Annotated in this window: 9 protein-coding genes; 8 read left to right on the top strand and 1 reads right to left on the bottom strand. The window is 63.6% G+C overall.

Features of this window, described 5'->3' with window-relative positions; translation table 11 throughout:
* Positions 1-130: 130 nt before the first annotated feature.
* From aspT to F6X40_RS07875, 7 genes are all read left to right on the top strand, one after another.
* Entirely contained in the window at positions 131-1813 is a 1683-nt protein-coding gene (aspT, locus tag F6X40_RS07845) for an aspartate-alanine antiporter (RefSeq protein ID WP_187627349.1), read from the top strand.
* Positions 1814-1946: 133 nt separating this feature from the next.
* Positions 1947-3611 carry a bifunctional aspartate transaminase/aspartate 4-decarboxylase gene (locus tag F6X40_RS07850; RefSeq protein ID WP_187627350.1) on the top strand — a complete coding sequence of 555 codons (1665 nt, stop codon included), beginning with the start codon at positions 1947-1949 and terminating at the stop codon, positions 3609-3611.
* A 167-nt stretch (positions 3612-3778) separates the two neighbouring features.
* Positions 3779-5002, top strand: coding sequence for a pyridoxal-phosphate-dependent aminotransferase family protein (locus F6X40_RS07855; protein WP_187627351.1), 1224 nt, complete (start codon positions 3779-3781; stop codon positions 5000-5002).
* A gap of 719 nt (positions 5003-5721) precedes the next feature.
* Entirely contained in the window at positions 5722-6711 is a 990-nt protein-coding gene (locus F6X40_RS07860) for a carboxylate--amine ligase (protein ID WP_090803209.1), read from the top strand.
* A gap of 35 nt (positions 6712-6746) precedes the next feature.
* Positions 6747-8000: an NAD(P)-binding domain-containing protein gene (locus F6X40_RS07865; RefSeq protein WP_187627353.1), complete on the top strand. Its 1254-nt coding sequence runs from the start codon at positions 6747-6749 to the stop codon at positions 7998-8000.
* A 61-nt stretch (positions 8001-8061) separates the two neighbouring features.
* A complete protein-coding gene (locus tag F6X40_RS07870) occupies positions 8062-8946 on the top strand; it encodes a polysaccharide deacetylase family protein (protein WP_018419534.1) in 885 nt (294 codons plus the stop codon).
* Positions 8947-9038: 92 nt separating this feature from the next.
* Positions 9039-10283 (top strand): glycosyltransferase, encoded by a 1245-nt coding sequence (locus F6X40_RS07875; protein WP_187627354.1) that lies wholly within the window; start codon positions 9039-9041, stop codon positions 10281-10283.
* 463 nt (positions 10284-10746) lie between these two features.
* On the opposite strand, the gene F6X40_RS07880 is transcribed toward F6X40_RS07875, so the two are convergent.
* Complete coding sequence (locus F6X40_RS07880; RefSeq protein ID WP_184074245.1) at positions 10747-11130, bottom strand: hypothetical protein; 384 nt, start codon at positions 11128-11130, stop codon at positions 10747-10749.
* A gap of 220 nt (positions 11131-11350) precedes the next feature.
* Between F6X40_RS07880 and F6X40_RS07885 the strand changes: the two genes are divergently transcribed.
* Complete coding sequence (locus tag F6X40_RS07885; protein WP_187627355.1) at positions 11351-13570, top strand: GNVR domain-containing protein; 2220 nt, start codon at positions 11351-11353, stop codon at positions 13568-13570.
* Positions 13571-13659: the final 89 nt, after the last annotated feature.

The following is a 13659-nucleotide window of genomic DNA, read 5'->3' on the forward strand; positions in this document are numbered from 1 at the left end:
ACTTGCCGAAGCCGCATGCCGCGCAGCGCTTCGCACCGCGCGGCAAATCAGGCGCTCGCGCGGCACAGGCGCGCGCCGTATTCGTACCGGGTCTCGCCAACGAACCCGGCAACTACTCAGCGAGGGCACGATGGACTGGCTACACAACATCTTTCACAAGTCACCGGAGATGGCGCTGTTCCTGTCGCTCGCGGTCGGCTATTTCATCGGGCAGATCAAATTCGGCAAGTTCCAGCTGGGCGGCGTGGGCGGCTCGCTGCTGGCGGCAGTCGTGATCAGCCAGGCGGGCGTGACGGTCGACAACGGTGTGAAGGCGGTGATGTTCGCGGTGTTCATCTACGCGGTCGGCTACGACTCCGGGCCCGGTTTCTTCAATTCGCTGAACCGCAAGACGCTGCGTGAGATCGCGATGGCCGTGTTTCTCGCGGTCAGCGCGCTGATCACGGTGGTGGTGTGCGCGAAGCTGTTCCATCTGAACAAGGGGCTCGCGGCCGGGCTCGCGGGCGGCGCGCTCACGCAGTCGGCGATCATCGGCACGGCGGGCGATGCGATCGCGCGGCTCGGCCTGCCCGCCGATCAGGTCAAATCGCTGCAGTCGGACGTCGCGATCGCGTACGCGGTCACCTACGTGTTCGGTTCGCTCGGCGCGATCATCGTATGCGTGAACATCCTGCCGAAGTTCATGGGACAGGGCTTGCGCGAAGCGTCGATCGAGGCGGAGCGCGAGCTGTCGTCGGGTGCGCCGACGCGCGGGCCGGGGCAGGTGTCCGCGCTGCCCGAACTGATCGGGCGCGCGTACCGGATCGACTTCAGCGCCGGCAAGAGCGTGCAGGCGGTCGAGTCGCTGCACGGGGAAGGCCTGACGATCGAGCGCATCAAGCGCGGCGGCCAGCAGATCGAGCCGAAGCCCGACTTCGTGCTGCAACCCGGCGACATCGTGCTCGTCGTGGGCCGACGCGAGGCGGTCGTCGCGTTCGGCGCGAAAGGCAACGAGGTCGGCGAAGCCGAGGACATCGGCGTGGTGATGCAAACGCGCGAGGGCGTGTTCACGCGCAAGGGCATGAATCACACGACGATCGCGGCCGCGCGCCAACTGATCGATCGCGACACGCGGCACGGCGTCTACGTCCAGAGCATCTCGCGCGCCGGGCAGCCGCTGCCGGTGCTGCCCGAAACCGAACTGCAGCACGGCGACGTGATCACCTTCTACGGCTCGCCGAAAGACACCAGGCGCGCGGTCGAAGCCGCCGGCTACGAACTGCCGTACAGCAACAAGACCGACTTCATTTACATGGGCGTCGGCCTCGTGATCGGTCTGCTGATCGGGCTGATCGTCGTCAAGGTGGGCGGCGTGCCGCTCACGCTCGGCTCGGGCGGCGGTTGTCTGCTGGCGGGCCTGCTGTTCGGCTGGATGCGCGGCAAGCATCCGATGTACGGCGTGATGCCGTCGGCCGCCTCGCAACTGCTGAAGGACTTCGGGCTCGCCGCGTTCGTCGCGGTGGTCGGTCTGAATTCGGGTCTGCAGGCGGTCGTCACGGTCAAGCAGAGCGGCGTGACCATCTTCCTGCTCGGCGTATTCGTCACGCTGTTCCCGCTGCTGCTGACGATGCTGTTCGGCCGCTACGTACTACGCTACAACAACGCGGCGCTTCTGGCCGGCGCGCTGTCCGGTTCGCGCAGCGCCAACCCGGCGTTCGGCGGCGTGCTCGACAAGGCCGAAAGCGCGGTGCCGACCGTACCGTTCGCGATCACCTATGCGATCGCGAACGTCGCGCTGACGCTGCTCGGGCCGCTGGTGGTCGGGCTCGTGTAGCGGCTGATTGCACGTTTAGCGCGCGTTTGCCGCACTGTTGTCGAACGCAGTTCGGTATCGATCTCTATAGCCGGCCGCAATCGGGACCCCTCGCCACGCCGGCGTGTTTCACCTCTTCACTGGAGAACGCATCATGGCAAAAGAGAAGGGCGACAAGAAACGCTCGAGCGTGGACGCGGGTCTTGCCGCGCTGAGCCCGTTCGAACTGAAGGACGAACTGATCAAGGCCGCCGGCGGCGGCGCGGTCGAGCGGGCCGCCAACCTCGCGATGCTGAACGCGGGCCGCGGCAACCCGAACTTTCTCGCGACGATCCCCCGCCACGGCTTCTGGCAACTCGGCCTGTTCGCGATGCGCGAGTCCGAGCGCTCGTTCGCGTACATGCCGGAAGGCGTCGGCGGTTTTCCGCGCCGCGACGGACTCGCAGAGCGCTTCGACCTGTTTCTGCGCGAGAACCGGGGCGTCCCCGGCATCGACTTTCTGCGCGGCGCGGTGTCGTACGTGCGCGATCAGCTCGGGCTGTCCGGGACCGACTTTCTGTATGAGATGTGCGAGGGCATTCTCGCGTCGAATTACCCGGTGCCGGACCGGATGCTGAAGCTGTCGGAAATCATCGTCGGCCAGTATCTGCGCCGCGAGATGATCGGCAAGCATCCGTTCATCGGCGAGTTCGACGTCTTCGCGGTCGAAGGCGGCACCGCGGCGATGACCTACATCTTCAACACGATGCGCGAGAATCACCTGATCAAGGCGGGCGACACGATCGCGCTCGGCATGCCGATCTTCACGCCGTACATTGAGATTCCGCGGCTCAACGACTATCAGCTGAACGTGGTCAATCTCGAAGCCGACGTCGCGAGCGGCTGGCAATACTCGAAGAAGGAGCTCGACAAGCTGCGTGATCCGAAAGTGAAGGCGTTTTTCCTCGTCAATCCGAGCAACCCGCCGTCGGTGAAGATCGACGATGCGAGCCTCGAGCACATCGCCAGCATCGTCAAGGATCGGCCCGATCTGATCCTGCTGACCGACGACGTATACGGCACGTTCGCCGACAACTTCGTTTCGCTGTTCGCGCTCGCGCCAAAGAATACGATCCTCGTCTACTCGTACTCGAAGTATTTCGGCGCGACCGGCTGGCGTCTCGGTGCGGTCGCGACGCATCGCGACAACGTGCTCGACAAGCTGATCGGCGAACTGCCGGCGGACGTGAAAAAGGAGTTGCACCATCGTTACGAGTCGATCACGACCGAGCCCGACAAGCTGAAGTTCATCGACCGGCTCGTGGCCGATAGCCGCACAGTCGCGCTCAATCACACGGCCGGGCTGTCGACACCCCAGCAGGTGCAGATGGTGCTGTTCTCGCTGTTCTCGCTGATGGACACGCCCGACGCGTACAAGAACGCGCTGAAGCGCCTGATCCGTAAGCGCAAGCAGGCTCTGTACGAGGAAGTGGGCATCGCGTTCGAGGACGACGATCCGAACAAGGTCGACTACTACACGATCGTGGACATCGAATTCCTCGGTGAAAGAGCCTTCGGGCGCGAGTTCGTCGACTGGCTGCTGAAGAACACCGAGCCGTCCGAGTTGCTGTTCCGGCTCGCGCGCGAGGCGCGCGTGGTGCTGCTGCCGGGCCGCGGCTTCGGCACGCAGCATCCGTCGGGGCGTGTGTCGCTCGCCAACCTGAACGAGTCGGACTATCGCAAGATCGGTCGCGCGATGCGCAGGCTGATCGAGGACTATGTCGAGCGCTACAACGCGGCAACCGGCAGCAAGCTCGACAAGACAAAGGTGATGAAGTGACTCACGCGCGACCGGCCACGGGCGCCGGTCGCGCTTCGCGGCCGGCTACGCTGGCCAAAAAACTTGCGCGATCGCGCGGTTCGGTGAATGATCGGACGAACGGCCTCGAGCGGCGTACCTGCCGCGAGGCCGTTCGTTCCTTTGCGCTTCACATTCATATACCGATCATGCCGACTTCAACCTCCACTACCGTTGCTTCGTCCGTCCCCTGTCCGATTGTCGAATCGCTCGACGCCATCCTTCCCGAAGAACCGCTGCTGATGATGGGCGCCGGCCCCGTGCCGATTCCCGCCGCGGTCGCGAAGGCCAATGCGATCGTGATCAACCATCTGGGCGGCACGATGGCGAAGGTGGTGAACCAGGTGAAAACGATGGCGCGCTACGTGTTCCAGACGCAGTCGAAGTGGGTGCTCGGCGTCGCGGGACCGGGATCGGGCGCGATGGAGATGGCGATCTCCAATCTCGCGTGGGAAGGCACGCGCATGCTGTGCATCAAGAACGGCTTCTTCAGCGACCGCATGGGCGAAATGGGCCGGCGCGTCGGCGCGCGCGTGAGCATGCTCGAAGTCGCGGACCGCACGGTCGCGAGTCTCGACCAGATCGCCGACGCGCTGCGCCGCGAGCGTCCCGAGGTCGTCACGGTCGTGCAGGGCGAGACCTCGAACACCGTGTGGAATCATCATCTGAAAGACATCGCCGCGCTTGCGAAGGAAGCGGGCGCGCTCGTGATCGTCGACGCCGTCTGCACGCTGAGCACGATGCCGCTCGAAATGGATACCTGGGGCATCGACGCGGTGATCACCGGCGGCCAGAAGGGCTTGTCATCGATTCCGGGCGTGTCGCTGATTGCGTTTTCAGACGCGGCCTGGGCGCGTGTCAAAGGCCGCACGGCGCCCAATACGCACTGGTGCCTCGATGCGTCGCTGGCGGAAAACTTCTGGCACAACGCCGGGTATCACTACACGGCGCCGGTGTCGGGCGTGCTCGCGCTGCACGAGGCGCTGCGGCTCGTCTGCGCGGAGACGCTGGAGAAGCGCTTCGCGCGCCATCTGAAATGCTCGCTCGCGTTGCAACAAGGCGTCACCGCGATGGGCCTGCAACTGTATGCGCCGGAGAATTGCCGCCTGAATTCGGTGGTCGGCATCGAAGTGCCGGACGGCCTCAGTCCCGCCGACGTCTGCGCGCATATCTCGCGGCAGCATCAGGTGGAAATCTCCGGCTCGTTCGGTCTGCCGATCGTGCGTATCGGCCAGATGGGCGAACAGTGCCGCGAGCACAACCTGTTTCGCACCGTACATGCGCTGGGCCGCACGATGGTCGATCTCGGCGTCAACGTCGATCTGCCGGCGGGTGTCGCGGCGCTCGAGCGCGGCTTGAGCGAAGGTAAATAAGCATTTTTCCGATGCGCTACGAATAGCATTCGCAGCGCATATCTTTTGTGCGATCCAGCACTTTATAGTCCCATTAGAAAGTTTTTTCCCGCCATTATTGCGTTGCAATAAATTAATGCTTCGCAACCTTTTTACATAACAATGGCGAAAACTCCGAAACCCTTACGGAATAAGGCTCTGCGCCTTTCTAAAGGGTTTTCTTCCTTTCTTACTTTCTATTGTTCTCTGTGCGCCGGCGCACGTATCGGGATCAGGCCGAAACGTAAAGTAGGTCAAGGCAAGAGCAGCGCAATGCTCACGCTGCGGTAAATCGCAAGACCATGATTCGACACACGGCGCGTGCCAGGACGTGCCTGCCGCGCTCATGCATGCATGCCGCCGGAACAAAGCTTTAACGCCAAAGCGCCCCCGCGAGGCGACAAAAAAGGATTTCTATCCGATTCGATAATTCGATCGCGTGGAGTCTCGAAGCCTGTCTTCGAGGGTCCGCGCACGTACGAAGCAAGGATATCAACACTATGTCGAGCGCATACGACTCAGGTCAATCGGCAGGGGTTATCGTTGGAGCAGAGTTGAACGGACTGGGGGTGGCGCGGTCGCTCGCGCAGGGCCGCGTTCCGGTTATCGCAGTCGATACGAGGACCCGCGCGGCGACGTGGTGCCGACACGTTCATGCGCATCAGGTAAAGAGTTTTGTCGGGAAAATATTCGTTGATGAAATGATCGAACTCGGCAAGCGGTTCGATCGTCTGCCAGTTCTGATTCTGACCGACGAAGACGCGGTGCATGCGGTGTCGGAGAATCGGGCGGCTTTGTCGCACTGGTATCGGTTCCGCTTGCCGGCCGACGACACCGTCAAGATGTTGTCGAGCAAGGCGCGCTTTCACGAATTCGCGCAGCGGCATGGCTTTCCGGTGCCGCGCTCGGTCGTGCTCGACAAGCTTGCCGACATCGAAAGGCTGGCCGAATTGCGCTACCCGTGCGTGCTGAAGCCGGACGACAAGCGCAACGTGCTGCGCGGCGAGAAAGAACGCGCGGTGCGCGTCGACATGCTGCAGCATGCACGCGATCGCGCTATCGCGATGCTCGCGACGCCGGGCGGCATCATCGCGCAGGAGTGGATCGAGGGGCCTGACAGCAACATCCACTTCACGCTGTTCTATCGCGGCGCCGACGGCAACATGGTCAGCATGTTCACCGGCCGCAAGGTGTTGAGCTCGCCGCCGGGTGTCGGCAATACCGCGATCTGCGTGGCCGCGCCCGAAGCGCGCGGGACGCTCGAACCGCTGACGCGGCGCTTCGCCGAACTGGCCGGTTTCGACGGCATGGGCAGCATCGAGTACAAGTGGGACGACAACTACAACGAGTTCGTGATGGTCGAGCCCACGGTCGGCCGCACGGACTGGCAGGAGGAGATCGCGACGCTGTGCGGCGTCAACATTCCGCTTGCCGCGTACCGCCATGAACTCGGCCTGCCATTGCCCGTCGAGCGCCTGAGCCGGCAACCGGTCGCGTGGCGCGCGACGTTTTCCGACCGGCCGCCGCCCGAATTGCTGAGCGAGCGCACGAAAATTTTCGATGGCTATTTCCGCTGGAACGATCCGCTCCCAGCGTTGCAGCACTATGTCGTGATGAATCCGCTGCGACGCATGAAGCGCAGCTGGAAAAAAGCGATCAGGGCGCCCGAGTCGCGTCAGGCCAAAGCCTGACGCTGGCAACGAATGCCGTTCCCCTGGAGACCAGCATGTCTTTGACCGATACCATCATCATTGGCGCGGGGCCCTACGGGTCATCTCTTGCCGCGCATCTGAAGGCCGCCGGCGTGGATCACCAGATCCTCGGGGAACCGATGGGAGCGTGGCGCAACTACATGCCGCCCGGCATGCTGCTGCGCTCCGAGGCTTTCGCGTCGAGCCTGCACGCGCCGCGCAGCGGCTTTACCGTCGAAGACTACTGCCGCCTGACAGGGCTGCCTTACCAACCGCTCGGCATGGCGCTGACGCTCGAAACCTTCGTCGAGTACGGGCTGTGGTTCCAGGCGAATCTGGTCGGCGAAATCCAGCCGGTCGACGTGCTCGCATTGCGCCGCGTCGGCGATCAGTTCCAGCTGTCGCTCAGCGACGGCCGCTCGCTCGCCGCGCGCAGGGTCGTGATCGCGCTCGGCCTGAAGGGCTTCGCGCAAACCCCGCCGGCGCTGCGGGACTTGCCGGCGCAATATGCGTCGCATTCGGAGCTGTATGGGAACCTCGAGTGGGCGCGCGGCAAGGACATTGCGATCGTCGGCGGCGGGCAGTCGGCGCTCGGGCTGTCCGCGCTGCTCAACGAGCTCGGCGCGCGCGCGCACGTGCTGATGCGCGAGAGCAGCGTGGTGTGGCATGAGCGGCCGCAGGGCGGTCGCAACATCCTGTCGCGCATCAAGGGGCCCGACGCGGGACTGGGGCGCGGCTGGCGCTCGCTGTTCCTGTCCGAGTTTCCCGGCGTGTTCCACATGCTCGACCCGCGACGCCGCAAGCAGATCATGGAGCACACGTACGGCGCGTCCGGCGCGTGGTGGCTGCACGATCGCGTGGTCGGCAAGGTGCAGATCTCGCATCGCACCGTGGTGCGCTCCGCGGCGATCGAAAACGACCGCGTCGTACTGAACGTGCTGAGCGATGGCAAGCAAGCGCGGGTGAGCGCCGATCACGTGATCGCCGCGACCGGTTTCAAAACCGACATGCGGCAGCACGCGTTCCTGTCCAAAGATCTGGCCGACGCGATTTCGAATCAGGGCGGCATGCCCGACCTGACGTCGCACTACGAAACGCGCGTGCGCGGCCTCTATGTGATCGGACCCGCGTGCGCGCACAGCTTCGGGCCCGTGATGCGCTTCGTCTATGGAACCAAGCACGCGTCGCCGACCGTGGCGCGGCACATTATCGGTTCGTTGAAAGCGGGTGCGCGGCAACGCACGTGGCCCGTCGCCCATGCACCCATGCCGGAGCGCTCAGGTGAATAAAACCCAAGCAACGGGCGCGCCTGCGCGCTCGCACCTGTCCGACAGCTACCGCGGGCGCCGCATGAAGCGCTACAAGATGCTCGTGAAGGAGATGCTCGCGGGCTTCGTCTTGATTTCGGGTCTCGCGTGGTTCACGCGCAAGGTGCTGTGGCGCGATCGCGTGGCCGTGCTGCTTTATCACGATCCCGATCCGGACACGCTCGACCGTCACCTGACTTATCTCGGCAAGCTGTGCGAGTTCGTGCCGTTGACCGACGTCAGCGCGCCCGGCCGCGGCCGGCCACGCGTGGCGATCACGCTCGACGACGGCCACGCGGGCAACGCGAAGCTGTTGCCGGTGTTCATCAAGCACAACGTGCGCCCGACGATCTTCCTGTGCAGCCGCATCGTCGGACGGCCGCGCAGTCACTGGTGGCTGCATCCGGGCTCGCTGCGCGTCGGCCATGAACGTCTGAAGCGGATGACGAACGACGAGCGCCTCGCCGCACTGGCGGCCCAAGGCTACCAGCAGGACGGCGATGACCGGCCGACCGGCCTGTCGATCGAAGCGATGCAGGCGATGCGCGAGCACATCGACTTCCAGGCGCATACGCGCTTCCATCCGATCCTCACGCATTGCAGCGACGCTGAAAGCGAGGCCGAAATCCGCGACAGCCGCCATGAGATCGCGGCGCTGCTGCAACAACCGTGCGAGCACTTCGCGTATCCGAACGGCAATTACGGCGAACGCGAAGTGGAGTTCGTGCGGGCCGCCGGCTTCAAAACCGCGCGCACCTGCGACATCGGCTGGAACGATCAGCACACCGATCCGTACCGGCTGCGCACGATCATCATCGACGATGCGGCATCGACGCTGCGCTTCGCGGCGCAATTGAGCGGCATTGCGCTGTTTCTGCGCTATCTGCGCGAGGGTGGAGGCTGGCGCGGCAAGTTTCCGCAGTTTTGAACAGAGGGAGCGCCTGGACGAAGCGATTCGTCCGGACAACGCCGTCCGGCTGTTTCGCGAGACGGCACGAGGGGCATACGACAGGAGGGGACATGCAGCGCTGCAGGGTACTGGTGATCAACGATTACGCGCACATGGGCGGCGCGGAAGTGGTCTATCAACAATCGGCCGAGCTGTTGGGCACGCTGCCCGGCGTCGAGGTCGAGCGTTTCGACGATAGCCAGTTTTCCGCGCGCTCGACGATGCTGTCGCGCTCCTGGAACACGACCGCCGCGCGCGCGCTCGAAAAGGCGCTGCATCGTTTCCGGCCGCATCGGCTGATGGTGCACAACTACCACAACGTGCTGTCGCCTTCGATTCTCAGCGTGATCGCGCGGCACGAGCGTCAGTTCGGTTATCGCGCGTATCACACCTGCCACGACTATCACCTCGTCTACTACAACCCGTCGCTGCAGTACTTCGACAAGGATAAGCGTCCGATCATTCTGCCGCTCGACGTGCTGCGCACACGCGCGGTCTTCACGTTGCGGCCGACGCCGAAGGGCCTCGTGCACGATCTGATGACGAAGGCGTGGTGGCACGCGGTGCGTGCGGCCTATCAGCCGGCGCGCGTGTTCGACAGGATCTTGTGTCCGAGCCTGTTCATGCAGCAGGCGCTGCATCGCGTCGGCATCGAGAACACGGTCATCGTGCACAATCCGTCGGCGGTGCCGAGCGCGATGCCAATCGTCACGGTGCGTGACAAGGAGCGCTTCAACATCGCGTTCGTCGGACGGATCTCGCCGGAGAAAGGCCTGCTGCAATTTCTGACGCTCTGCGAGGCGACGGGCTTCGAGCGCATCAATTGCATCGGCGTGTACGGCGACGGTCCGGACCGCGCGGCGATCGAGCAGCGCTACGCGTCGCTGATCGCGCAGCGCAAGCTGATCCTGTTCGGCACGATGCCGCAGCAGCAGTTGTTTCCCGCCGTGCGCGAGTTCGCCGATGCGGTGGTCGTGCCGTCGGTGGGCGCGGAGAACGCGCCGCTTGTCGTGATCGAGGCGGCGATGCTCGGTCTGCCGGTGCTGGTTCGCGATGGCGGCAGCATGGCGGTGACCGCGGAATCGGTCGGCAACAAGATCAAGTTCAAGTTCGATCCGGGCAGTCTGAAACAGGCGCTCGGCGAACTCGCCATTCATCTGGCCGATGAGCACAGAAAGTACGACGTCGAAGAATATCTGCCCGAGCATTACGCGCGGCGTCTGGCTGAAATCATGCACATCGGCGAAAGTTCGACGCACGTCGCGCCGTCGCGCCGTCGCGCGCGCTATGCGGATAATCCGCGTCCGGCGCCCTGAAAATAGTCGGCGCTGATTGTGGCAAACGGCGTGTATATCCGTGCCGTTATCGTCGCTTTAAACACGTGTTTTTTATCGCGTGATTTGTCTGAAGCAATCCTGTAGCAATCGGCTTTTGTGTGCGCTGCCGAACGTTGTAAGGACGGGCTCTCTGAATATTATGATCGCCAAGGAAAGGCATTTTATCGAGCGCTGAAGCGCGTGGCTCGACAGAGTAAACGAAGCCGCGGTGACGGCGCGGAGTTGGCGATGACCGACTCAATGGGTCGGCGAAAAAGCCAGACTCATCAGAACAAAAGCATGTGCATGTCGTGAGCGTTTGCGTGGAAAAACGGCGGACGAGACGCGGCTAATCGGGGAATCTTCGCGACCGGGCCCGGCAGTCAGTTCAAACCAAACAGGAATGTGGCCGCAAGCGGCCACATCGGCGATACGGGGGGTCCAGACGGTGATGCGCTACAGCTCAGCGCACGCTGTACGGATCGGCGGTCTCGGGAGACGCGTAGGTCTGGTCTGAATTCCACAAATCGCTGCCGTAGGGGTCCGCTGAGTTCTTGCCGCGGACAGGCTGTGCAACGCTTGTACGTTTCTGCTTCGGAAGGCTGTTTTTGGTTTGGGTGTACACGTTGGGCGCGACATAGCGGTTCCTTTTAGCGTACGCGAAATCCGACGAGGAGCCGTAGAGCGTGGTGGAACTGGCCGCATGAGGCGTCATCGCGTCGAGTTGCGAGTGTTTGGCGACATAACTCGGCGCATAAGACGAAGAGGCGGCGGACACGATGCTCTGGGCGTAACCCACCTGGGCGCTCAGCAATACGGGCATTACGGCGGCAAGAAGTTTTTTCATTTCGGGATCCGTAAGAAAGCATGTGGTGCGATGTTAGGGAAAAGAGCCGACCTCGCATAGGCGCTGTTACACACAAAGGTAGCCGATGTGGCGTAAATCAGCTACCCCCGTCCGATCGAGGCGGTCAGCTCGCTGGACACAGGCGTGACTGGATGCGGCGACGTGCCGGTCCCGGCGCCAAGAACAAGTGGCAAACCGTCGAGACTTTGGGAGAACTCGCATGAACCAAAGCAGTGCACCATTCGATAGCCGGACCAACAACAGCGAACATGCGCCGGCAGGCTTCGCGAATTATCTGGATGCGCTGTACGACAATCGCAAGCTGATTGCCATCACGACGGCCATCGCGGTCGCGCTCGGCATCGCTTATTCGGTGTTCTCCCAACCCGTGTATCGCGCGGACATTCTGGTGCAGGTCGAGGAGAACGCGGGTACCTCGTCCAGGAGCGTGATCGGCGACGTGTCCGCGATGTTCGACGTGAAGACCGCGACGTCAGGCGAGGCACAGGTGATCGGCTCGCGCATGGTGGTGGGCCGCGCGGTCGATAAGCTCAATCTCGACATCGAAGCGGCGCCGCGCTACTTCCCGCTGTTCGGCCGCTGGCTCGCCCGTCATTCCGATCACCTCTCGACGCCGGGACCGCACGGCTACGTGTACGGCAACGAGAGCATCACGGTGTCGAAATTCGACGTCCCCGAAGAGCTATTCGACCGTCCGTTCGTGCTGAAGATGGGTGAGGGATCGAGCTACGAGCTGCAATACGGCAAGCTGAAGCTCGAAGGCACGGTCGGCCAACCGCTGAGCGCGACGACCAACTACGGGCCGCTCACGCTCGTCGTCGACCGGATCGAGGCGAATCCCGGCGCGACCTTCGAAGTGCGGCGCCAGTCCGCGCTGACGACGACCGAAAAGCTGCGCAAGGAACTGACGATCTCGGAAAAAGGCAAGGAATCGGACATCCTCGGCGTGTCGCTCGAAGGCAGCGATCCGAAGAAGATCAGCGCGATTCTCGCGACCATCGCTGGCGAATACGTGAGCCAGAACCTGAAGCGCAAATCCGAGGAAGCGGAGCGTTCGATCCGTTTCCTTGAAATACAGCTTCCGGAAATGCGCCAGCAGCTTTCCGCTTCGGAAACGCGCTTCAACGACTTCCGCGCGAAGCATGGCACCGTCGATCTCGGCGAGGAAGCGACCAACCTGCTGCAGCTGTCGGTTCAGGCGCAGACGCGGCTCGCGGAACTTCAACAGAAGCGCAATGAACTGCTGACGCGCTTCACCGACCAGCATCCGGCCGTGCAGTCGGTCAACGCGCAGTTGCATGCGGCGCAACAGGAAGCGAAAGATCTCGCGAGCCGGACGCAATCGCTGCCGCCGCTCGAGCAGAACGTGCTGCGCCTGCAGCGCGACGTGCAGGTCGGCACCGAGCTCGATACGTCGCTGCGCAATACGCTCGAACAGCTGAAGCTGATCAAGGCGGGTAAGTCCGGCAACGTGCGCATCGTCGACGGCGCCGTCGCGCCCGATACGCCGGTGCGGCCCAAGCCGCTGCTGATCATCATCGGCGCGCTGATGCTGGGCGTGTTCGTCGGCGCGGTGATCGCGCTCGTGCGTCAGCGTCTGTTCGACGCGATCGACGATCCGTACGAAGTCGAGCTGCGCACCGGTTTGCCGGTCTACGCGAGCGTGCCGTTCAGCCGTCAGGAAGAGCGGTTCGCGCACAGCCGTCGCCGTCCGGAATCGAAGGCGCTCGTGCTTGCGGGCGAAGCGGTGATCGATCCGGCCATCGAAAGTCTGCGTGGCTTTCGCACCGCGCTCGAATTCACGATGACCAAGGCGCGCAACCATATCGTGCTGATCACGGGCCCGACGCCGGGCATCGGCAAGTCGTTCGTGTCGCTGAATCTCGCCGCGGTAATCGGTGCGACCGGCAAGCGCGTCCTGCTGATCGACGGCGACCTGCGTCGCGGCTTCCTGCATCGGCATCTCGGCGGCGATCGCGGTCCTGGCCTCACCGATCTGATCCAGGGCGCGTACCGTCCCGAAGAGCTGATTCGCGCGACCCGTTTCCAGGGTGTCGACTTCATCGCGAGCGGCCGCCAGGTTGCGAGCCCGAGCGACGTGCTGTCGAACACACGGCTCGAAGCGGTGCTGCGCCAGGTCGCGACCGGCTACGACGTCGTGCTGCTCGACGGACCGCCGGTGCTGCTCGCCGCGGATGCGGTCCGGCTCGCCTGCGTGGCAGGTACGACGTTCTTCGTCGCGCGTCAGGGTGTCACGGGCATCGGCGAGCTGCGTGAGTCGGTCCGCCAGATGCAGAAGGTCGGCCTGCCGGTGCGCGGCGTGATCATGAACGGACTGCGGATGCGGCCGGGACGCTACAGCTACGGCTACGGACGCTATCGCTACGCGGCCTACATCTACAAACCGTACGACAGATAAGCCCGGGCGCCTGGTTCGCGACGCGCCCGCGGTGCGGGGCGTAGCGCCCGACTGGACCGATCAGAACAGCAACATGGCAATGCGAAGGG

The organism is Paraburkholderia sp. UCT31 (genome assembly GCF_014397655.1).
GTDB lineage: Bacteria > Pseudomonadota > Gammaproteobacteria > Burkholderiales > Burkholderiaceae > Paraburkholderia > Paraburkholderia tuberum.

Bases quoted from the DNA above. Each gene is read 5' to 3' on its own strand.
- F6X40_RS07860 (WP_090803209.1), top strand. From the start codon at position 5,722: ATGATCGAACTCGGCAAGCGGTTCGATCGTCTGCCAGTTCTGATTCTG.
- F6X40_RS07885 (WP_187627355.1), top strand. From the start codon at position 11,351: ATGAACCAAAGCAGTGCACCATTCGATAGCCGGACCAACAACAGCGAA.
- F6X40_RS07865 (WP_187627353.1), top strand. From the start codon at position 6,747: ATGTCTTTGACCGATACCATCATCATTGGCGCGGGGCCCTACGGGTCA.
- F6X40_RS07880 (WP_184074245.1), bottom strand. From the start codon at position 11,130: ATGAAAAAACTTCTTGCCGCCGTAATGCCCGTATTGCTGAGCGCCCAG.
- F6X40_RS07850 (WP_187627350.1), top strand. From the start codon at position 1,947: ATGGCAAAAGAGAAGGGCGACAAGAAACGCTCGAGCGTGGACGCGGGT.
- aspT (WP_187627349.1), top strand. From the start codon at position 131: ATGGACTGGCTACACAACATCTTTCACAAGTCACCGGAGATGGCGCTG.
- F6X40_RS07855 (WP_187627351.1), top strand. From the start codon at position 3,779: ATGCCGACTTCAACCTCCACTACCGTTGCTTCGTCCGTCCCCTGTCCG.
- F6X40_RS07870 (WP_018419534.1), top strand. From the start codon at position 8,062: ATGAAGCGCTACAAGATGCTCGTGAAGGAGATGCTCGCGGGCTTCGTC.
- F6X40_RS07875 (WP_187627354.1), top strand. From the start codon at position 9,039: ATGCAGCGCTGCAGGGTACTGGTGATCAACGATTACGCGCACATGGGC.